Here is a 20,634-nt window from a genome sequence, read left to right as displayed (position 1 = left end):
GATTTAAGGTGTGGCCGTGGCGGCACTGGGCTGGCTGTGCGCCAGACTCGCTTGCCATCGAGAGTGACACCTCACTGACATGGCAGGCGCTGGTGGCGGATGTGGACCGTCAGCAAACGCAGTTTAATGCCGCGCCAGTGGTGGTGTTCGACAGTCGTCTTGCTCCCCAGCGCTTAGTGGTGGGCCTGCTTGCTGCATGGCAAGCGGGCAAGATCACCTTAGTGCTCAATCATGCTTTAAGTGACGACGTGAAAGCCGCCGTGTTGGCAGAACTTGGCGAGTGTCAATGGCTGGACCGCGATAACGACAAGGTAAGAGGATCTGACGCGATATCGATAGTGCCTTGGCAACCACAGCAACCGCTCACCATGACGCTGACATCAGGGTCAACAGGAAAGCCCAAAGCCGTGGTACATGCAGCGCATCAACACCTTGCCAGTGCGGCAGGTTTAACCCAGATGCTGCCGTATCAAGGGCTGTCTGAGCACGAGGAGAGGCCGAGCAGTAGCACCGATAGTTGGTTGTTATCGTTGCCGCTTTTTCATGTGTCGGGTCTGGCTATTGTGTGGCGCTGGTTATTCAAAGGTGCCACCCTCGCCATTTTCCCTTGTCAGGGAGAAGCTTTACCCGAATCACTGACTCGGGTGACACACGCCTCCTTGGTGCCCACACAACTCTATCGCGCCTTACCTTGGTTGGCCGCGCGGCAAGCGCCTTCTCGACTTAAGCATGTATTACTGGGCGGTGCAGTGATTCCCGCACGATTGACACAACTAGTTGAGCAACAGGGCATTGCTTGTTGGTGTGGCTATGGTATGACAGAAACCGCATCGACCGTCACGTTAAAGCGCGCCGATGGCCATGACGATGTCGGCGAGCCCTTGCCGTATCGCGCCGTTGCGCTGGCGAGCGATGGTGAAGTGATTCATCATGGCGACACGCTCGCGTTAGGATATTGGCAGGCGGGACGGTTAAAGGCGCTTTCGGCAGAACAAGGCTTAGCCTCGCGGGATCTGGCGAGATGGGAGACGCGTTGCCAGCGGCCAGTGTTGCGTATTATTGGGCGCAAGGATAATCAGTTTATCTGCGGTGGAGAAAATGTTCAGCCTGAGCGTATTGAAAGCCACTTACTCCAACGAGACGAGATCAACCAAGTCGTGGTTGTCCCGGTTATTGACCATGAATTTGGCGCGCGTCCAGTGGCGATAGTGCAAAGCACAGCGCAACTGGATCAGGTGCAATTAACGGCGCATTGTCAGTCGTTAGCGCCTTATCAACGTCCCATTGCTTTTTTGCCGTGGCCGACATTCGAGCAGGGTGCCAGTATTAAGCCGTCACGTGTGCAGCTTGCCCAATGGGCAAGCCAGCAAATCGAACACTAAGGCCGGTCGGCACGTAAGCGAATCACCTCGTCGCGCATATACGCGGAGGTGGCTTTTTCCGGCTCCACGGCGGGGCCGGCCACCACAGTTACCTTTGACCAAAAGCGTTTTGGCAGTTTTAACRTGGCCTTGCCGCCATGTCGGCTAAAATAACTGCCCCATAAGCCTTGCAGTGCCATGGGTACGACAGGGACCGGTGARCGCTGCAGAATCATATCCATGCCACGGCGGAACTGGTCTATTTCACCATCAAAGGTCAGGTGACCTTCTGGGAAAATCAACACCACTTCGCCATTATCTAACGCGCGTTGGATCTCATTCATCGCGGCGCGAATGGTGCGTCCTCGGTGACTGATGGGGATCACTTTTGAGGTGCGGAAAAACCAATGCAGCACGGGTAATTTGTACAAGTCTTCAAACATCACAAAGCGAATCGGACGATGACAAGCACCCGCCAGCAAAAGCGCGTCCATGTAGCTGACATGATTACAAATCAGTAAGGCTCCCCCTTGTTCGGGAATATGGTGTAAATCTTTATGCTTCACCCGATACAAGGTGTGCGTGATCATCCACGTAAAAAAGCGCAGTGCAAAAATCGGCACCAACTGACTGACATAGATAGCCACCAATAAATTGAGCACTGTCAGTAACAGGAAAAACTCGGCAATGGAGATTTTCACCACCACCAAGAGGGTGATGCCAAGAATGGCACTTGCCACCATAAACAACGCATTGAAGATATTGTTGGCGGCAATAACGCGTGCACGCGCGGCTTTATCGGCGCGCTGTTGCATCAAGCTATACAAGGGGACAATAAAGATCCCACCGAACACGCCAATCATCAATAAATCGATAAACACCCACGTCAGTGCCGGATCGGTCACAAAGGCGATTAAATCGCTGTGCACAGTTGGGCTGGCGGGCGTGGCAAAAAATAAATGCAACCCAAAGCCGGTAAGCCCAAGGCTTCCCAAGGGCACGATACCGGGCTCGATACGGTGGCCGGACAGCTTGTCACACAGCAGCGCGCCCACCGCGATACCGATTGAAAATAGGGTCAGTAAGAAGGAAACGCCGGTTTCATTCCCGCCCAGCAAGGCGGTGTATTTAGGAAATTGGGTCAGGTAGCTTGCACCAAGAAACCAAAACCAGCTGATACCTAAAATGGCCTGTAAGGTCACTTTGTCTTGGCGTGCAAAACGCAAGGTTTGTTTCATCAGTGCGATGGGTTTATAGCGCAGATTGAGGGTTGGATTACCGGCAGGCGCGGGAGGGATCGCATGTGCCGATAGCACGCCCAGCAGTGCAAAGGCTAATACCGCGGCGCCGGCAACCACATTGGCATGTGGGTGATGAGCGATAAATCCAGCGAGTAAGGTCCCGAGTAGAATAGATAAAAACGTGCCGGTTTCGACGAGCGCATTGCCCGAGACCAGTTCTTTATCGCTCAAGGTTTGTGGTAGCAGTGCGTATTTTACCGGGCCAAAAAAAGCGGACTGGGTGCCCATCATAAACAATAACCCTAGCAGCACTGTCCATGATTCGTAATACAAGGCAATCGCGGCGCTCGACATAATCACGACTTCCAGCCATTTTACGCGCCGCATGATAAGGGCTTTATCGTATTTGTCGGCAAGTTCACCGGCAAAGGCAGAAAACAGGAAAAAAGGCAGAATAAATAACCCCGCCGCGGCATTAATAAACAGAGTCGCATCCATTGGCAACTGCTCGGCGGAAGCAAATGCGACCATGATCACCAACACGTTTTTATAAACGTTATCGTTAAAGGCCCCTAACGCCTGTGTGATGAAATAGGGCAGAAAGCGTCGCTCGCGCAGAAGCTGAAACTGTTGGCTCATGAGTACATTGGTCCGTTTAGCGGTGCAATAAGCGACTTATACTAGCAAGGCGAGGCGAGTGCGCAACCTTTAAACGGGTTGCGCATCATTGAGTTATGCGGTTGGCAATAAGTATGAACACCCGATATTGGCTGTGTCAGCGACAAATAACGGTTATTGATTACTGCCAGTCGATAGTGGCGTTAGGCAAATTTTTGGCTGTTTTTTATCGAGACTTGATCATTCAACGTCCAAAAGTCATATAGCACGCCGAGTAAGAAGAAACCGCCCGTAAACAGGTAAATGACCCCAGTGATCCATTTCCCCATGTACATACGGTGGACCCCAAAGATACCTAAAAATGTCAGCAGCAGCCAAGCGACGGTGAAATTGGTTTGTCCGCTACGAAAACGTAGATCCGCTTCCTTATCCATTAGCGGGATCAAGAAGAGATCGATAATCCAGCCAATCCCGAGCAGGCCGAGGGTAAAAAACCAAAGCGTCCCAGTGACAGGTTTACCATAGTAAAAACGGTGTGCGCCAAGAAAGCCAAAGATCCAAAGCAGATAACCGATAAACTTGCTGTGGGTATCATTCATGGTCCAGTCCTATCAATGTAAATAAATGCGTTGTGAGCTTGGAGTCGTAACAGCGTAAATGGTTCCTTGAGTGCGCCAAACTTCGCGATGGTTCCCGAATCCGGTGGTGACGTTTGGTAACAATTAATGTCAGTCATAGGATTGACTTCACTTCCAGACACTCTAGCATGACATCAGTCATAAACCACAGATGAAGCAATCATGAAAAAATTACTCTCTGTCGCAGCGTTGATGTTTGTCTTCGTTGTTTCAGCGCCTTACGCAGAAGCCAAGCGCTTTGGTGGCGGTAAGTCATTTGGCAAAAGCTTTAAAACCGCCCCCGCCCCTAAGCAAAAAACAACCGATACCAACACCATCAAACAAAGCCCGACCAAAAGCAGCAGTAAAAAAGGCTTGATGGGTGGTTTACTCGGCAGCTTACTCGCCGGTGGTTTGTTGGCGGCCTTTTTTGGTGGTGCCTTTGAGGGTATCCAATTTATGGATATCTTAATCCTTGGTTTAATTGCCTACCTGATTATGAAGTTCTTGCGAGGCATGACACAGGCCAAAGCCAGTGCTCAGGCGCAAGGGCCAGCTTACGCGGGACAAAACAAAGGCTATTATCACGAACAGCCCTCAGCGTTTCGTAACAATGCTACAGACACCAGCGCGACGTCGGGTGGTTTCGGGGAAACACAAACCGATGTCCCCTTTAACTTCCCGCCACAATTCGACATGCAAAGCTTTTTGAGTGGTGCGCGCGAACACTATCGTATTTTGCAAGGCGCTTGGAACCATAACGAGCTGGAGAAAATCCAAGAGTACGTGACGCCAGCGCTGTATAACGACTTAGCCGCCGAACGTGCGCGATTAGGCGGAGAGCAACACACCGAAGTGATGTATGTGGATGCTGAGATTGTGCGTGCCGATTACGACAGTCGCACTGCCCAACTGAGTTTGAAATTCACCGGTCGTTACTGTGATCGTGTCGAGGGTGTAGAAGAAGATATCTCGGATATTTGGCATCTAGAGCGTGATTTAACCCAGTCCAATGCACCTTGGTTGATCGTAGGTATTCAAAGCTAAAGTGAGAACACGCGTTTCGCTACAATAACGCTAGCTCATCACTGGGCTGGCGTTTTTTATGTTGCCGCCTCGAGGTAAATTAAATTATCTAACGCTTGCTGGGTACTCTCACCGCACACGTCTTTGTCAGCGCTAAAGGCACTACACACCGCAGGTCGCTCAGGACGACCAAACAGTTTACATAAATTATGCTCGTCGAGTTGGACACATCGTGTTCCTGCGGGTTTACCGTCAGGCATACCGGGTATTGGAGAGGAAATACTCGGGGCAATACAACACGCGCCGCAGCCTAAACGGCACGAGAATGTCGGCGTAGTGGGCATAAAACCTCGGTATTGGAGCAAAACGGGCAGGCACTCTACCATTGACGCTGGTTGTCGCCAAGTCGGGAAGGGAAGGTCGCTTGCACTTTACCGCTATGATGGTTATAACAGCGGCGCAATGTCGTTACCGCTACTCAGCGGAAAAATATAAGAGAGTACACATCATGAGCACGCCTTTTTGGCAACAAAAAACCTTGGCGCAAATGAGCGACGAGGAGTGGGAAGCTTTATGTGACGGTTGTGGCCGTTGCTGCTTACATAAGCTGATCGACGAAGAGACCGACGAGCTCTACTACACTAACGTGGCGTGTAGTCTGCTCGATGATAAAACGTGCTCATGCAAAGACTATCCCAATCGCTTTTCTTATGAAGAGTCATGCCTCAAGCTTACCCGCGATAAAATAGATGAGTTCTATTGGTTGCCAGAGACTTGCGCGTACCGCTTGTTGGCAGAGAATAAACCGCTGCCTGAGTGGCATCCTCTGATCACTGGCTCAAAAGCGGCAATGCACCAAGCTGGGATCTCGGTCAAAGACAGCGTGGTATACGAAATCGATGTGATTGATTGGGAAGATCATATTTTGAATCATCCTGCCGGGCGTTAGTGGCGGCAGACAAATGATGACGTTGTTTAGCTAGGCACCGACACTTGCGGTGCCTTTTTTGTGAAGACGGCACTGTATCGACATGCAAGCCACGGCGTAAGGCGATGGTTCTTCGCGGATAACCCATTGTTTATTTTCTGTTGTTGGGCATAATGATCGCCAACTCGACAGGAGGTGGAATGCAAGAGTATGCACGTCGTTCTAAAGCTGGCTGGGCCCTCGCGGTAGCGTTATGGGTTCTGGCAGTGTGCGCCTTGCAAAACCAACTGAGTTGGCAATCAGGTGTGCAAGCCGCTTGCCAAGCATTGAGTATGCAAGACCAAAGTGATGACACAAGTGTGGTCGGGAAAAAATGTGCCCTGTCTGAGCATCTGGTACAGCCTACAGCATTGATGCTCGATTGGCTCCCCGCGCCACTTTGGTGGCTGATTGTATTACTTGCGGTCATGGCGACGGTGAGCGTATCGATTACTTTACCTACACACGACCCGCCGACCTATCGGCGACGACACCTTTGCTTTTGTGTGTTCCGAGAATAAAGCGCCTGCTTTTCAAATGGCGTATTTATTCTTAACAAGGAACAGACTTATGAATCGAATCAATGACTATTGGCACACTGTTAAACAAGGTCGCGCTTGGCAAGCTTGGGTCTTGCTGCCGCTATTGTCTTTGTGCTTACTACTACTCACTCCAACGGCACGAGCCAATGCTCCGGATACCGGCTGGCTTAGCAATCCTGATCACCCACCGGTGACAGCACGTTTAGCGTTAACTGGGCAAGGGAGTCCAGACACGCTGCGCCTCGATGGTTTACTTTCTATCCGCTTGCAAGGTGATTGGAAAACATACTGGCGCTCGCCCGGCGAAGGGGGCGTGGCACCCGAGTTGATTATCAATGACAGCCAAAACCTGAACCAGATTACTTGGCACTGGCCGGCGCCGAAGCGCTATGAGCAGCTTGGGTTGACCATGCTCGGCTATAAAGGGCAGGTTGCTTTCCCTCTGACATTAGATGTTGAACACTGGCAACAACCGGTTTCATTGGATGCGACGCTGCGCTTGTCATCGTGCACCAGTGTGTGTGTGATCACTGACTATCCTATCTCGCTCGACTTTACGCCTAGTGCACTAGAGGCCGATGGCGAGCGGATGTATCAGTTTAACCAAGCGATGAGTCAGGTGCCCAAGCCACTCCCAAATATGACGCTTGATTCTGCGGTTTGGGATGCCAGTAAACAGCAGCTCGCCGTCACCGTGACGGGCAACCAAGCTTGGCAGCAACCTGACCTCCTAGTGGATGGTGAGGCGGTGATTGATGACACCTTTGGGTTGCCGAGTATCCACCGTGATGGCAATACGCTGACCGCGACCTTTGATGTAACCAATTGGATTGAAACCCCCAATCTTACCGACAAGCCGATTCAGGTTACCGTCATGGATAAACAGCTACTTGCCGAGCATAGCATCACGGTGCAAGCAGGCCATGTGGTTGCACACGCGGGACTTTCTATTTGGGTGATTGGCGGGATTGCGCTCTTAGGCGGTTTGATCCTGAATGTGATGCCCTGTGTGCTTCCCGTTCTGGGACTCAAACTAAACAGTATCGTTGCGAACCCTAACGCCACTCGTGGTGTCATTCGTGGCCAGTTTTTGGCCTCAGCAGCCGGGATACTCGTCTCCTTCTGGGCGATTGCTGGATTACTGATGGCGCTCAAACTAACAGGGCAAGCGGTGGGTTGGGGCATCCAGTTCCAAAGTCCGATCTTTATCGGGGTCATGACGCTGGTGATTTGGCTCTTTGCCCTGAGTCTATTCGACGTGCTGCGTATTGATTTGCCCCCAAGTTGGCAGACGTGGCTAGCAACACGCGGTGGTCACACCCACAGTGGTCACTTTGTGCAAGGCGTGTTTGCAACCTTACTCGCCACACCGTGTTCGGCCCCTTTCCTTGGCACAGCAGTGGCGTATGCATTGGGCGGCTCCTTGACGGCGCTATGGCTGATTTTTACCGCGCTGGCGGTTGGTATGGCGCTGCCGTGGCTGTTGGTCGCCGCTTTCCCGGGGCTGACCCGCGCATTGCCGAAACCCGGTCCGTGGATGAACCATGTCAAACGGGTCTTTGCGCTGTTGCTGGCTGGCACCACAGTGTGGCTATTCTGGTTATGGATGCCTTATCTTGGCGTTTTGGGTGCGATAGCAATGGGAACAGTGTTGCTGGTTGCCACTTTGTGGCTGACATATCGGACCCTTGGCAAGCTGGCGGCAATTAAAGGCTCGGCTGGGTTGCTGGTTATTATTGTGCTCGGGCTGATAGGGGCGTCCTTGACCGCGCAGCAGTGGGCAACGCCCCTCAATCCTGAACCAGATTGGGTAAGCCTTGATGAAGCGGCAATCACGCGCGCCGTCGAACAGGGTCAAGTGGTGTTTGTCGATGTGACCGCTGATTGGTGTATTACCTGCCATGCCAACAAAGTAGGGGTGATGCTACAGTCGCCCGTCTATGATGCGATCACCGCACCGAATGTAGTGACGATGCAAGGTGATTGGACCCGTCCGAGTGATACAGTGACGCAGTATTTGCAAAAGCACCAGCGCTATGGCGTGCCGTTCAATATTGTTTATGGTCCGGGTGCACCTGATGGGATCGCGTTGCCGGTGATTTTGACCGATAACGCGGTGATGGCCGCGATTGAGCAGGCGAAAACACCATGACGGCCAATCAAACGAAACTGTCATGGCGTCAGCGGGTCAAACGTGGTGCGCGTGATCTGTGCTGGCTCATCGTGTTTGTGTTGATATCTAGCACTGCTGTCGATTGGTGGCGAAGCCGTGATATCGATACCAGTCAGGTACCGGTGACGTCGATGCGTTTGCTGGATGGTCGCCAACAAGATTTGGTTGCTATGTCGCAACAAGAGCCGGTGCTGGTCTATGTGTGGGCAAGTTGGTGCGGGGTATGCCGTTTTGTGACTCCCTCGGTAGATTGGCTAAGTGGTCATGCGCAAGTGGTCTCGATCGCGTTACGCTCAGGCTCGGATAAACATGTGGCCGGATACCTTGCTCATCATGGTTATGATTTTCCTGTGGTGAACGATCAAAGCGGGGCGCTTTCTAATGCCTTTTCAGTGAAAGTAACGCCCACCGTGATGGTGATCGAACAAGGAAAAATTACTTCAATTACAACCGGATTCACCACGCCCCTTGGCCTATGGTTGAGACTGTTGTAATGCATTTATATCAATAAAAAGGAAACCCAATGTCCTTCACTCGTTATATCGCGCCATGTGTTGCGCTCATGATGCTAGCCATGCCTGCTAGCGCCAAGAATTTAAGCGATACACAGCAAGCGCAACTGGATGAAATTGTTAGCCTGTTGGAAGATAACCCCAGGCTAATTGCCAACCTTAATCAGAATTTGCAGAATTTTGTCGAGCAACAGCAGACGTTTAAGCAGAACCTTGCCAAACGTCGCGACTGGTTTGAGTCTAAGACCCACAGCTGGATTGGCGCTGAAAATCCAACCGTCACTGTGGTGAACTTTATGGACTACAACTGCCCGTACTGTAAAAAGTTGGAAGACGAACTTCAAAAGCTGGTGGCCGCGCATGATGATGTCAAAGTCATTAATATTGCTGTGCCACTTAAACAACAAACCATTGATGAGTTGGGCACTAACTCTGCGGTGTATGCCATGAATGTATGGCTAGAACAGCCAGAGGCTTTTGCACAAGTCCATGAATTACTGATGAAAAAGCGCGGTATGCATGATGCGCGATCGCTAGAGAAAATCGCCAAGAAAACCAAGACCGAGCAATGGCTAAAAACGCCAGAAGAAACAGGAAAAGCGGTGGCGGATAACTACCGAGCCTTTGTTGAGCTGGGGTTGCGTGGCACGCCAGCGATGATCATTGGCGATCAAGTCGCGCCGGGCTATTTACCTTATCCGCAGCTAGAAGCCATGGTTGAGGCAGCGAAAGCAGAGGGCTAGGTCTGTACCATCAACGCTAACGGTTTGAAAGCCAGTCATATTTTGACTGRCTTTTTTTGTTAGCTGCGCTTTGCGGCAAAAGCTGGCAAAATAGCGCGCCTTACTGGTAAAGGTCATGGCATGAGTCAAACATATCCATCTGCCCCTCGCGTGGTTTTAGGCCCAATGGAAGGGGTACTCGATCCCTTAATGAGAAACCTGCTCACGGAGATTAATCATTACAGTCTCTGTGTGACGGAATTTGTGCGTGTGGTCGATCAGCGTTTACCCGAGAAGGTCTTTTATCGCTTGTGCCCTGAATTGCATCAAGGAGGCGTCACCGCCGCCGGCACGCCGGTGCGTGTGCAGCTGTTGGGACAAGATCCGGTGGCGATGGCGCGCAATGCCGTCCGAGCCATTGAGCTTGGCTCTCACGGGATAGATATTAATTTTGGCTGTCCGTCAAAAACGGTGAATGGCAACCGAGGTGGTGCAGCTTTGCTTAAGACCCCAGAGCATATGTTTGATGTGGTGAAAGCGGTACGCGATGCGGTGGACGCAGCCCATGTAGTGAGTGCCAAAATTCGTCTTGGCTACAACGATTTAGATGACTACCCGGAGATTGCTGATGCGGTATACCAAGCCGGTGCCTCTGAGCTTGTGGTCCACGCTCGAACCAAGCGTGATGGCTATAAAGCGGGTACCATTCGTTGGGATTTGATTGCAGAGATAAATCAACAATTGCCTATTCCTGTCACCGCGAATGGCGATATTTGGCACCGAGAGGATGCATTGCGCTGCCAAGCCATCACCGGGTGCGACACCTTAATGGTTTGTCGTGGCGCCCTGAACATGCCCAACCTTGGCGCCCACATTCGAGACAATGTTGCACCAATGGCGTGGACAGACGTGCTTACGTTATTGGTACGCTATACCGAACTCGAGCTACAAGGCGATAAGGGCCAGTATTTCCCGAACCGGATAAAACAGTGGTTCAAATATTTACGTCAGTACTATCCACAAGCAGACGCTTGTTTTAAAGCGATTCGCGTGCTCAATCGCGCCGATGAGATAGTGCGTGAGCTGGATAACGCTCGCCTCGCTGACGCGACTCAACAGATACGGGAGACAGAATGTCAACACTAATCACGCTTTCTTCTGAGTGGGAAGGTATGCCAGCCAGCTTTGTAGAGGGCGCCCTGCTGGCCGCCAATATCTGTCCCGCACCGCTATCACCGGACACATGGTTATCGGTATTGATGACGGCAGGCCTTGATGAAGACGATGTCCATTTACCTGACGCCGATAAAAAGACGATCCTCGCGCATCTTGACGCGCAGTATCACGCTCTCATGCGCAACGACTATGAGTTGCCAGACGCGTTGATGCTGTCGTTACGTAGCGAACCGGCTCAAGCGTTTGCCGAGGGTTTTCTTGCGGTATGGCCTTATGTTGAGCCGCATTGGCAAGAAGCCACAGTAGGCGATGGAAGTCGGCGCATGTTATCCGCACTGGTGACCTCGATGCTGTTGCTGCATGACGAGGCGGGGACGCTGGCGCAAATGAAAGAAGTTGGCTTAGATATTGAGCCCGGTCGCTACATCGACCAATTGGACCTAATGATCCAAGAGGTCGCCAAAGCAGCCGATGAAGTGCAGCAAGGTAGCCATGGCGCCCATCAAATTAACCCGTTTAAGTCGGTAGGGCGTAACGACCTTTGTCCGTGTGGCAGTGGCGCCAAGTTTAAAAAGTGTTGTGGTCGATAAGCGATTGCAGGAGAGAACGATGACGCAAGTAAACACGCAAGCGGCGATTCGTGTGGTCGCCGGTGTGATTGGGCAAGCAAACCAAGTGCTTGTTGCTCAGCGCCACCCAGACAAGGCCTACATTAGCTGGTGGGAATTTCCGGGGGGTAAAGTAGAAGCAGATGAAAGCGATCAACAAGCTCTCGCGCGTGAGCTAAAAGAAGAGCTGGGAGTGACGGTAGCCGTCGGCGCGCCGATTGTCGAAACAGAATATGACTACGGTGATAAGCGCATTTTGTTGTGTAGCTATTGGTGCACGCTTGCAAAGGGAGAGCCCGTAGCCCTGAGCCATCAGGCCATTCACTGGAGCGAACCAAACCGACTCGATCCCGCGGTATTTAGTGCAGCGGATAGACCTTTGCTAGCCAAGCTGCAAGCCGATACGAAAATCGTCTGCGAAGCCTAAGTAGCTGCAGATGCGCCGCCCTCGATTTGGAGGCGGCGCGTCAAGGTTACTAAGAAAAGATACGGCGCGGTGGTCGGCCAATAAATTGGGCGATGATGACTAACCCCCACACTACCAGCATTGCCGAGAAAATACCTACCAACCATTGTGGCATCGAAAAGCCAAGCCATTGCCATACCACCTTGCTGCAATCACCATAAGCTTCAAATACCTGTGGAAGCCATTGATTGAGTGGGGCCCAAGTCGGGAAGTTCACCGCGACATCACACGTCGGGCCGAACAGTTGATTCGGATCCGGAAATTGGTAGCTGACATGCTCAAGTGCCAGTTTTAGCCCCCAGGCAGCGGTCACCCCATAGCCGAGTAACCCCAAGGTGCGTAATGCAGCATTTTGCGGCGCAATCACGCCAACCAGTGCGGCTGCTCCCACGCCAAACAGTGCAACCCGTTCATAAATACACATCACACAAGGCGCGAGTGATTGGTGGTATTGGAAATACAGCGCTGTAGCCTCAAGACCGACAACACTCACGAGCAACAGCAGCCAAGAAAAACGACTGCGAGAAAACTGGTTTAAGGCGCGCCACATAACTCAAATTACTCCTGATACAAAAGAAGGCCCTAAACAGGGCCTTGCTATTCAATCGTTTGTTGAGCCTGAGGTCAATGGTAGAAGTGCGTTAGTGCGCACTCGGTAAGGCTTGTTGTGTCATATGGATGGTTTCAGAAATCCATCCTTGATGTAGCATCCATTCCGTGGCCGGCACCAAGAAAAACTCGATCCCCACTACGCCGAGTAGGCCCATTACAATCGTGTAAGGCAATGCCATATAGACCATGCGCCCGTAGGAGAGGCGAAGTAACGGTGCCAATGTAGAGGTGAGCAAGAACAAGAAGGCGGCTTGACCATTCGGGGTGGCGACCGAAGGCAGGTTTGTCCCAGTGTTAATGGCGACGGCCAGCATGTCGAATTGTTCACGGTCGATAACGCCGTTGATAAGCGCGGATTTCACTTCATTAATGTACACAGTGCCGACGAAGACATTATCAGACACCATGGACAGCAACCCGTTCGCGATATAGAACATGGTGAGCTGCATATGGCCCTCCAACGACAGGACGAGATCGATCACAGGCGCAAATAAGTGTTGGTCGATAATCACGGCGACTACCGAGAAGAACACTGCCAACAGCGCGGTAAAGGGCAGCGCCTCTTCAAATGCTTTGCCGATGTGGTGTTCATCGATTACCCCGGTGAACGAGGTTGCCAAGATGATAATGCTAAGACCAATCAAGCCGACTGCGGCTAAGTGAAGGGCAAGGGCGGCAATTAACCAAACGGCGATCAACGCTTGAACCACGAGTTTAGCCACATCTTGTGGTGTGCGTTTGGCGCGTTGTGCTTTATCGTACTCCACCAGAATTTTAAGAACGTTATCTGGAAGCTGTGCGCCGTATCCGAATAGACGTAACTTTTCGACCAACACACAGGTGAGGAGGCCAGCGGCAAAGACTGGTAGGGTCACCGGTGCCATCCGCAGAATAAACTCACCAAAATGCCAGCCAGCTTGATCGGCAATAATCAGGTTTTGTGGTTCACCCACCATGGTCATCACGCCACCAAGCGCGGTACCCACGCCCGCATGCATCAGTAGGCTACGCAAAAAGGCGCGATAGTTTTCCAGATCGTTGCGACTGAGATCATCACTCAGACTCTCATCTGTAGTGTGGTCATGCGCGGCGCCAAATTCTTTTCCTGAGGCAACGCGGTGATAAATTGAGTAAAAACCCACGGCGACACTAATGACCACGGCAATCACGGTTAGCGCATCTAGGAAGGCAGATAGCGTCGCCGCCGCGACACAAAACGCGAGGGATAGCGCAATTTTGGAACGGATCCCTAACAAGATTTTGGTGAAAATATACAGCAACAGCTGCTTCATAAAGTAAATACCTGCCACCATAAAGACCAGTAGCAGCAAGACTTCAACGTTGGCGACCAATTCATGCTTTACTTGCGCGGGGCTTGTCATACCAATGGCGACGGCCTCAATGGCAAGTAGACCGCCTGGTTGCAGAGGGTAGCATTTTAGCGCCATGGCTAAGGTGAATATAAATTCAACCACCAGTAGCCAGCCGGCAATGAAGGGGTCAATCGAGAATACAATCGGGTTGATGATTAAAAAGGCGACAATGGCCAGTTTGTACCAATCTGGCGCTTTACCGAGAAAGTTCTTCAAAAAAGCGGTTCTGAGTGTCATGGTCTTAGCCATAGTGAAAGTCTCATGGTTATGTATGCATCGTACAGGCGGCGCATGGCGAGAAAACACACGTACACAGAAACCATAGCAGCCCGTTTGAGCGAGCGATGGATCCAGTACGAGGAGCGGGTCACTGTACAAATTCGGTATTCGGCAATGGCGAGCAGCGTAGGCGGTTGGTCGCAACTGCATGACGGATGTGCGCTATTTTGCCTTAGACATACTTTGTTACATCTTGTATGACATAATTTTGCGAATTATGCCCAGATTTTCATTGATCTGGTACAAAAATCTGCAGGATGTCACTTCATTGGCTCTGAAAACACGTAGCGGTTTCTGCCTGAAAAGACTAGTGGTATGATGAGTTATTAATCAAAGCAAGAAGCAAATTGGAATTAAGATTCAATGGTTATAAAGGCGGATAGCCCAGCAACGTTTGCTGAAAAATATATAATTGAAAGTATTTGGAATAATCACTTCCCGAAAGGGTCCATTTTACCGGCTGAGCGTGAATTATCAGAGCTTATCGGTGTGACCCGAACCACATTACGTGAAGTCTTGCAGCGCTTGGCGCGCGATGGTTGGTTAACTATCCAACATGGCAAACCAACCCGTGTAAACGATTATATGCGCACCTCTGGGCTGAGCATTCTCGATACGTTGGTGACGCTGGAAGGCCAAGATGTTCACGGTGTGCTCGAAGATTTGCTGGCGGCGCGCACCGATATTAGCGGTGTTTATATGCGCTATGCGGCAAAAAATCGCCCGCAAGAGTGCATTAATCTTATCGAACATGTGATTAAACGCTGTGAGCAAGTGCTTGAAAGTGAAAGTTTTGAGCAGTTTATCGCCTTGATTGATGAGCAAGCTGAGGTGCTTAAAGACGTCAAGAAGATTCAAGATAAGTACGGCAAGCAAGATCCCGCACTGTGTGAGCGGATCTCAATGGGACGTGCCTTTAACCACTTCGATTACATGCTGTTCCAAGGCATGGCACATTATTCTGGTAATAAAGTGTATGTATTGACCATTAATGGTATGCGTCAGATTTATTCGCGAGTAGGTGGATACTACTTTATGGATCGCCGTGCTTGTGAGATTGCATTACGCTTCTACAGTGACTTGCGCGGTTTGATTGAAAACAATCAACATAATGCCATCAGCGATCGCGTGAAGCAGTACGGTCGTGAAAGTGGTGCATTGTGGTTTGGCAATCGTGAAACCATTGCAGCCAATATGGCCGAAGAAGAGGCCTAGCTGACGCATTACCTCAACCGAGGTGCGATATTGTTTTGCGTCTCATCGGTTTGAACAGTGAAAAGCCAGAGGCCTTGTGCCTCTGGCTTTTTTGTCTATCTTAGGACGGGACAGGTGGCAAGACTAACTACCGACTAACATGTCAGGGTCAAACTGCGGCCGTTTCGGACAGCTACTCAATATTTTCCCTCGTCCTTCACTGGTTTCCTCTTCGAGGATCACTTCAAATCCCCAAAGTCGATGGACATGCTTCAGCACCTCCTCATAGGAATTGGCCAAAGGGATGCGGTTATGAGGCACATAGCGCAGGGTGAGTGACCGATTACCGCGTAAGTCGACATCATAGACTTGGATGTTGGGTTCACGATTACTGAGGTTATATTGGGCTGAAAGTTTTTCTCTCAGCTGACGGTAGCCTTGTTCATTGTGAATACTGGTGACTTCGATATAGCTTTGCTTATCGTCATCATTGACGGCGAAAAGCTTCATATCGCGCATGACTTTGGGCGATAAAAACTGGCTGATAAAGCTCTCGTCTTTAAAGTTTGCCATCGCAAAATGCACCGTATCGAGCCAGTCCTTGCCTGCAATCTCTGGGAACCAGTAGTTATCTTCTTCGGTTGGGTTTTCACACATTCGGCGAATATCTTGGAACATGGCAAAGCCAAGTGCATAGGGGTTAATCCCTGAGTAGTATTGGCTGTTGTAGGGCGGCTGTGCGACCACATTGGTATGGCTGTGCAAAAACTCCATGATAAAGCTTTCCGTCACCAAGCCCTCATCGTAAAGATGATTCAGTATGGTGTAATGCCAGAAGGTTGCCCATCCTTCATTCATCACTTGAGTTTGTTTTTGCGGATAAAAATACTGGCTAACCTTGCGCACTATGCGCACCACTTCACGCTGCCAAGGCTCTAGTAATGGCGAGTGTTTTTCAAAGAAATACAGCAGGTTTTCTTGCGGCTCTGCGGGGAAGCGTCGTTTTTCTTGTTCCTGTTCTTTATTACCGCCAGGAATGGTACGCCACAGTTCATTCACTTGGGTTTGCAAATAATCTTCGCGGGCTTTTTGTCGCGCTTTTTCTTCCGCGAGAGAAATTTTCTGTGGACGTTTGTATCTGTCTACCCCGTAATTCATCAGCGCATGGCAAGAGTCGAGCAAGTTTTCGACTTCGGCGAGGCCATACTTCTCTTCGCATTCACTGATGTAATTTTTCGCAAACAGCAGGTAGTCGATAATTGAGCCGGCATCGGTCCAGGTTTGGAATAGGTAGTTACCCTTAAAAAAAGAATTGTGCCCATAACAGGCATGAGCCATCACCAATGCTTGCATGGTGATGGTGTTTTCTTCCATTAAATAAGCAATACAAGGGTCTGAGTTGATCACTATCTCATAGGCAAGTCCCATGTAACCGTGCTTATAGTGACGTTCTGTCTCGATAAACTTCTTGCCAAATGACCAGTGGTTGTAGTTTATCGGCATGCCAACGCTTGAGTAAGCATCCATCATTTGCTCGGCAGCGATAATTTCAATCTGGTTGGCGTAGGTGTCGAGCCTGTAGTGCTCGGCAACGCGCTTAATTTCCTTGTGATACTGCTCAAGCAGGTCAAAGGTCCAATCCGGCCCATCATGGAGCGGCGTCTTACGTTTGCCTTTAGTGACAGCCATACCTAATCTCCCTGAAAAAACATACCGATGCAGAGAGTGGCGTCAGGCTTCGACCTGACGCTTAAACAATTCGCGGAACACGGGGAAGATGTCTTCCGCCGAACGAATATTCTGCATCGCAAAGTTGTCATGACTTTCCGCGAGTGCCTCATATTCACGCCATAACGTTTGATGCGCGCGGCGCGTAATCTCGATATAGGCGTAATAGCGGCTGACCGGCAGTAAGCTTTTCTGCAGTAGCTCACGACAACCCGGTGAATCGTCTGCCCAGTTGTCGCCGTCAGACGCTTGGGCGGCATACACGTTCCACTCTGTGGGGTTGTACCTGTCTTTGATGATCTCATCCATCAAGCGCAATGCACTGGAGACAATGGTGCCGCCGGTTTCTTGCGAGTAAAAGAATTCGTGCTCATCGACTTCTTTTGCTTGGGTATGATGGCGAATAAAGACTACCTCTACATTTTTGTAGGTACGGGTTAGGAACAAATACAACAAGATATAAAAGCGTTTTGCGATATCTTTAGTCGCCTGATCCATTGACCCCGATACGTCCATCAGACAGAACATCACCGCTTGGCTACTGGGCTGTGGCCGTTTTTCGTAGTTTTTATAGCGAAGATCGAAGGTATCAATAAAAGGTACCGCGGCGATCTTGCTTTTCAGTGCTGCAATTTCCTCTTCAAGCCGCTTCATTTCCAAAGGCTGTGCTGGCTCAGAGTGACGCAAGCTTTCCAGCGCTTCCTCAAGCTCTGCCAGCTCTCGGCGCTTGCTCGCAGACATCGCGGTGCGACGCGCTAACGAGTTTTGCAATGAGCGCACAATGGCGATATTCGAGGGCACACCATTGGAGGTATACCCCGCACGGTGGGTCTTATACTCCACCATTTTTTGCATTTGATTTTTCTTCAGATTAGGTAGCTCGAGATCTTCAAACAACAAGTCGAGATACTCATCTTTCGAAATTTGGAAGACAAAATCGTCTTGGCCTTCACCGTCTGGACTCGCTTGTCCGTCACCTGCGCCACCACCGCCTTCGCCGCCGGGGGGACGTGCGATACGATCGCCGGGGCTAAATTGGTCGTTGCCAGGGTGGACAGCATCACGCTGTCCTCCTTTGCCTTGGTGGAAGGTCGGTTCACGGATGTCGCGTGATGGAATCGAAATATCCTCGCCACTTTCGACATCAGTGATTGACCGGTTGTTGACGGCGTCGGCGATTGACTCTTTTATCTGCCTTTTGTGGCGGCGTAAAAAGCGCTGTCGATTGACGGTGCTTTTATTTTTGCCATTGAGCCGACGATCAATAAAATGCGCCATAACTCTCTCCCGTCACGTGTGTCCGCCCTGAAAGGGATGTGCTACGACGATTTACGTACGCGCAAATACCATTCAGATAGCAAGCGAACCTGCTTGCGGGTATATCCTTTTTCCATCATACGAGCGACAAAGTCGTCGTGTTTTTTCTGCTCGTCGCTAGACGTTTTGGTGTTGAATGAAATCACCGGTAGCAAGTCTTCGGTATTGGAGAACATTTTCTTCTCGATGACCGTTTTCAGCTTCTCGTAGCTGGTCCAAGCAGGGTTTTTTCCCTCATTATTGGCACGTGCACGTAGGACGAAATTGACGATCTCGTTACGGAAGTCTTTCGGGTTGCTGATCCCGGCAGGCTTCTCAATTTTCTCCAGCTCGCTATTGAGTGCCGAGCGATCGAACAGTTGGCCAGTGTCTGGGTCGCGGAACTCTTGGTCTTGAATCCAAAAGTCTGCATAAGTTACGTAGCGGTCAAAGATATTCTGACCATATTCCGAGTAGGATTCGAGATACGCCGTTTGAATTTCTTTGCCGATAAACTCGATATATTTCGGGATCAGATAGCCTTTTAGGTGCTCGAGGTAACGCTCTGCAATTTCTTGTGGGAATTGCTCACGTTCAATTTGTTGCTCAAGGACGTAAAAGAGGTGGACCGGGTTTGCGGCGACTTCTGCGTGGTCAAAGTTAAACACACGAGATAGGATCTTGAACGCAAAACGGGTTGAGAGCCCATCCATGCCTTCATCGACCCCGGCATAATCGCGGTACTCTTGGTATGACTTCGCTTTGGGATCGGTGTCTTTGAGGGTTTCACCGTCGTAGACGCGCATTTTCGAATAAATGGACGAGTTCTCAGGATCTTTTAAGCGAGAGAGCACCGTAAAGCGAGCGAGAATATCTAGCGTGCTTGGTGAGCAAGGCGCTTGTTTTAGCTCACTGTGTGACAAGAGTTTGTCGTAAATACGGATCTCTTCGGAAACGCGTAAGCAATAAGGCACCTTGACGATGTAAACACGGTCGAGGAATGCTTCATTGTTTTTGTTGTTGCGGAATGACTGCCATTCCGATTCGTTGGAGTGAGCGAGAATGATGCCATCAAACGGCAGGGCAGACAGACCTTCGGTCCCGTTGTAGTTGCCCTCCTGCGTCGCCGTCAACAAGGGGTGCAGCACCTTGATCGGTGCTTTGAACATTTCCACAAACTCCATCAAACCCTGATTGGCCTTACACAGCGCGCCAGAGTAGGAATATGCATCAGGATCGTCTTGCGAAAAGTGTTCTAGCTGACGGATATCGACCTTGCCCACCAAGGAGGAAATATCCTGGTTGTTTTCATCCCCGGGCTCGGTTTTCGCCACGGCGACTTGGTTGAGCACTGAGGGACGAACTTTCACGACTTTAAATTGGCTGATATCGCCACCAAACTCTTTAAGTCGCTTGGCGGCCCAAGGCGACATAATGCTACGAATATAACGCTGCGGGACACCGTACTCTTTTTCTAGCAGGTGACCATCCTCTTGAGCATCAAAAAGGCAGAAAGGATGATCATTGACCGGACTACGTTCGCCGTTCGCGGTTAGCACATAAATCGGTACTTGCTGCATCAAGCTTTTCAGTTTTTCTGCAAGCGAGGATTTACCGCCGCCGACAGGGCCGAGTAAGTAAAGGATCTGTTTGCGCTCTTCTAGCCCTTGCGCAGCGTGTTTGAGGTAGGAGACGATTTGCTCAATCGACTCTTCCATGCCATAGAAGTCTTCAAAGGTCTTATAGCGTGAAATAACACGGTTGGAGAAAATACGACTGAGCCGTGGGTCGAGGGAGGTGTCAATTTTCTCTGGTTCACCGATGGCCATCAACAGGCGCTCGGCGGCATTGGCATAAGCGCTGCGATCGTCTCGGCACAGATCCAAGAACTCCTGAAGGCTCAATTCTTCGTCTTTTGCATCTTCGTAACGCTGACGATAATGATCGAAAATAGTCATGGTCCTGCCCCCTAAATCGTCTGATAACTCATAAAGAAAAGGTGGTCCTTTGGCTGAATATCCCTTTTCCTCATAATAATGTTAGACCCCAATCCACGTTTTTGCGTGAAAGAATTGATTGTTTTTTCGATATTTTTTCCCCTACCATTGATAGGTAAATCAAAT

The 20,634-nt window shown here is 50.5% G+C and carries 19 protein-coding genes; 11 read left to right on the top strand and 8 right to left on the bottom strand.

Annotated features, from left to right (window positions below):
* Positions 1–8 precede the first annotated feature (8 nt).
* On the top strand, positions 9–1,382 hold the full coding sequence (locus BZJ19_RS00660) for an AMP-binding protein (protein WP_131826375.1): 1,374 nt from the start codon (positions 9–11) through the stop codon (positions 1,380–1,382).
* Here BZJ19_RS00660 and BZJ19_RS00655 read toward each other — a convergent pair.
* Positions 1,379–3,241: an MFS transporter gene (locus BZJ19_RS00655; protein WP_077674252.1), complete on the bottom strand. Its 1,863-nt coding sequence runs from the start codon at positions 3,239–3,241 to the stop codon at positions 1,379–1,381. The genes BZJ19_RS00660 and BZJ19_RS00655 overlap by 4 nt on opposite strands.
* A 182-nt stretch (positions 3,242–3,423) precedes the next feature.
* Positions 3,424–3,819, bottom strand: coding sequence for an NINE protein (locus BZJ19_RS00650; RefSeq protein WP_074212203.1), 396 nt, complete (start codon positions 3,817–3,819; stop codon positions 3,424–3,426).
* A gap of 201 nt (positions 3,820–4,020) precedes the next feature.
* On the opposite strand from BZJ19_RS00650, the gene BZJ19_RS00645 reads away from it, so the two are divergent.
* The gene (locus tag BZJ19_RS00645) at positions 4,021–4,884 is read left to right on the top strand and encodes a Tim44 domain-containing protein (protein ID WP_077674251.1); all 864 of its coding nucleotides are present in this window, start codon (positions 4,021–4,023) and stop codon (positions 4,882–4,884) included.
* Positions 4,885–4,940: 56 nt separating this feature from the next.
* Here the strand turns inward: BZJ19_RS00645 and BZJ19_RS00640 are convergent, their stop codons facing one another.
* Positions 4,941–5,207 (bottom strand): YkgJ family cysteine cluster protein, encoded by a 267-nt coding sequence (locus tag BZJ19_RS00640; protein WP_077455707.1) that lies wholly within the window; start codon positions 5,205–5,207, stop codon positions 4,941–4,943.
* Positions 5,208–5,371: 164 nt separating this feature from the next.
* On the opposite strand from BZJ19_RS00640, the gene BZJ19_RS00635 reads away from it, so the two are divergent.
* The 8 genes from BZJ19_RS00635 to BZJ19_RS00600 all read left to right on the top strand — a co-directional run bounded on the left by BZJ19_RS00635 (position 5,372) and on the right by BZJ19_RS00600 (position 11,990).
* Positions 5,372–5,812 (top strand): YcgN family cysteine cluster protein, encoded by a 441-nt coding sequence (locus tag BZJ19_RS00635; protein WP_077455708.1) that lies wholly within the window; start codon positions 5,372–5,374, stop codon positions 5,810–5,812.
* Between the two features lie 179 nt (positions 5,813–5,991).
* Complete coding sequence (locus tag BZJ19_RS00630; RefSeq protein WP_077674250.1) at positions 5,992–6,351, top strand: hypothetical protein; 360 nt, start codon at positions 5,992–5,994, stop codon at positions 6,349–6,351.
* 49 nt (positions 6,352–6,400) lie between these two features.
* Complete coding sequence (locus BZJ19_RS00625; RefSeq protein ID WP_077674249.1) at positions 6,401–8,524, top strand: protein-disulfide reductase DsbD family protein; 2,124 nt, start codon at positions 6,401–6,403, stop codon at positions 8,522–8,524.
* On the top strand, positions 8,521–9,039 hold the full coding sequence (locus tag BZJ19_RS00620) for a protein disulfide oxidoreductase (protein ID WP_074212211.1): 519 nt from the start codon (positions 8,521–8,523) through the stop codon (positions 9,037–9,039). The genes BZJ19_RS00625 and BZJ19_RS00620 overlap by 4 nt, the downstream gene beginning before the upstream one ends.
* 29 nt (positions 9,040–9,068) lie before the next feature.
* On the top strand, positions 9,069–9,800 hold the full coding sequence (locus BZJ19_RS00615) for a DsbA family protein (protein WP_077674248.1): 732 nt from the start codon (positions 9,069–9,071) through the stop codon (positions 9,798–9,800).
* A gap of 120 nt (positions 9,801–9,920) precedes the next feature.
* Positions 9,921–10,925: a tRNA dihydrouridine(16) synthase DusC gene (dusC, locus tag BZJ19_RS00610; RefSeq protein WP_077674247.1), complete on the top strand. Its 1,005-nt coding sequence runs from the start codon at positions 9,921–9,923 to the stop codon at positions 10,923–10,925.
* Positions 10,913–11,545: an SEC-C metal-binding domain-containing protein gene (locus tag BZJ19_RS00605; RefSeq protein ID WP_077674246.1), complete on the top strand. Its 633-nt coding sequence runs from the start codon at positions 10,913–10,915 to the stop codon at positions 11,543–11,545. Before dusC ends, BZJ19_RS00605 begins: the two co-directional genes overlap by 13 nt.
* A gap of 19 nt (positions 11,546–11,564) precedes the next feature.
* The gene (locus BZJ19_RS00600; RefSeq protein WP_077674245.1) at positions 11,565–11,990 is read left to right on the top strand and encodes a (deoxy)nucleoside triphosphate pyrophosphohydrolase; all 426 of its coding nucleotides are present in this window, start codon (positions 11,565–11,567) and stop codon (positions 11,988–11,990) included.
* Between the two features lie 49 nt (positions 11,991–12,039).
* Here the strand turns inward: BZJ19_RS00600 and dsbB are convergent, their stop codons facing one another.
* Entirely contained in the window at positions 12,040–12,579 is a 540-nt protein-coding gene (dsbB, locus tag BZJ19_RS00595) for a disulfide bond formation protein DsbB (RefSeq protein ID WP_077674244.1), read from the bottom strand.
* Positions 12,580–12,670: 91 nt separating this feature from the next.
* Positions 12,671–14,251, bottom strand: a complete 1,581-nt coding sequence (nhaB, locus tag BZJ19_RS00590) for a Na(+)/H(+) antiporter NhaB (protein WP_077674348.1) — start codon at positions 14,249–14,251, stop codon at positions 12,671–12,673.
* 405 nt (positions 14,252–14,656) lie between these two features.
* Here nhaB and fadR point away from each other — a divergent pair, with 405 nt between their 5' ends.
* The gene (gene fadR, locus BZJ19_RS00585; protein ID WP_077674243.1) at positions 14,657–15,508 is read left to right on the top strand and encodes a fatty acid metabolism transcriptional regulator FadR; all 852 of its coding nucleotides are present in this window, start codon (positions 14,657–14,659) and stop codon (positions 15,506–15,508) included.
* A gap of 123 nt (positions 15,509–15,631) precedes the next feature.
* Here fadR and BZJ19_RS00580 read toward each other — a convergent pair whose 3' ends face one another.
* Genes BZJ19_RS00580 through BZJ19_RS00570 form a run of 3 tightly spaced genes read right to left on the bottom strand, consistent with a single transcriptional unit; the run spans position 15,632 to position 20,469 of the window.
* Positions 15,632–17,176, bottom strand: a complete 1,545-nt coding sequence (locus tag BZJ19_RS00580) for a SpoVR family protein (protein ID WP_077674242.1) — start codon at positions 17,174–17,176, stop codon at positions 15,632–15,634.
* Between the two features lie 42 nt (positions 17,177–17,218).
* A complete protein-coding gene (locus tag BZJ19_RS00575) occupies positions 17,219–18,493 on the bottom strand; it encodes a YeaH/YhbH family protein (RefSeq protein WP_069590011.1) in 1,275 nt (424 codons plus the stop codon).
* 41 nt (positions 18,494–18,534) lie between these two features.
* Complete coding sequence (locus BZJ19_RS00570; protein WP_077674241.1) at positions 18,535–20,469, bottom strand: PrkA family serine protein kinase; 1,935 nt, start codon at positions 20,467–20,469, stop codon at positions 18,535–18,537.
* Positions 20,470–20,634 lie beyond the last annotated feature (165 nt).

It is taken from the genome of Salinivibrio proteolyticus (assembly GCF_001996165.1).
GTDB classification, from domain to species: Bacteria; Pseudomonadota; Gammaproteobacteria; order Enterobacterales; family Vibrionaceae; genus Salinivibrio; species Salinivibrio proteolyticus.
This window is presented reverse-complemented; position numbering and strand designations above follow the sequence as displayed.

Bases quoted from the DNA above. Each gene is read 5' to 3' on its own strand.
- BZJ19_RS00650 (WP_074212203.1), bottom strand. From the start codon at position 3,819: ATGAATGATACCCACAGCAAGTTTATCGGTTATCTGCTTTGGATCTTT.
- BZJ19_RS00645 (WP_077674251.1), top strand. From the start codon at position 4,021: ATGAAAAAATTACTCTCTGTCGCAGCGTTGATGTTTGTCTTCGTTGTT.
- BZJ19_RS00640 (WP_077455707.1), bottom strand. From the start codon at position 5,207: ATGCCCACTACGCCGACATTCTCGTGCCGTTTAGGCTGCGGCGCGTGT.
- BZJ19_RS00635 (WP_077455708.1), top strand. From the start codon at position 5,372: ATGAGCACGCCTTTTTGGCAACAAAAAACCTTGGCGCAAATGAGCGAC.
- BZJ19_RS00630 (WP_077674250.1), top strand. From the start codon at position 5,992: ATGCAAGAGTATGCACGTCGTTCTAAAGCTGGCTGGGCCCTCGCGGTA.
- BZJ19_RS00625 (WP_077674249.1), top strand. From the start codon at position 6,401: ATGAATCGAATCAATGACTATTGGCACACTGTTAAACAAGGTCGCGCT.
- BZJ19_RS00620 (WP_074212211.1), top strand. From the start codon at position 8,521: ATGACGGCCAATCAAACGAAACTGTCATGGCGTCAGCGGGTCAAACGT.
- BZJ19_RS00615 (WP_077674248.1), top strand. From the start codon at position 9,069: ATGTCCTTCACTCGTTATATCGCGCCATGTGTTGCGCTCATGATGCTA.
- dusC (WP_077674247.1), top strand. From the start codon at position 9,921: ATGAGTCAAACATATCCATCTGCCCCTCGCGTGGTTTTAGGCCCAATG.
- BZJ19_RS00605 (WP_077674246.1), top strand. From the start codon at position 10,913: ATGTCAACACTAATCACGCTTTCTTCTGAGTGGGAAGGTATGCCAGCC.
- BZJ19_RS00600 (WP_077674245.1), top strand. From the start codon at position 11,565: ATGACGCAAGTAAACACGCAAGCGGCGATTCGTGTGGTCGCCGGTGTG.
- dsbB (WP_077674244.1), bottom strand. From the start codon at position 12,579: ATGTGGCGCGCCTTAAACCAGTTTTCTCGCAGTCGTTTTTCTTGGCTG.
- nhaB (WP_077674348.1), bottom strand. From the start codon at position 14,251: ATGACACTCAGAACCGCTTTTTTGAAGAACTTTCTCGGTAAAGCGCCA.
- fadR (WP_077674243.1), top strand. From the start codon at position 14,657: ATGGTTATAAAGGCGGATAGCCCAGCAACGTTTGCTGAAAAATATATA.
- BZJ19_RS00580 (WP_077674242.1), bottom strand. From the start codon at position 17,176: ATGGCTGTCACTAAAGGCAAACGTAAGACGCCGCTCCATGATGGGCCG.
- BZJ19_RS00575 (WP_069590011.1), bottom strand. From the start codon at position 18,493: ATGGCGCATTTTATTGATCGTCGGCTCAATGGCAAAAATAAAAGCACC.
- BZJ19_RS00570 (WP_077674241.1), bottom strand. From the start codon at position 20,469: ATGACTATTTTCGATCATTATCGTCAGCGTTACGAAGATGCAAAAGAC.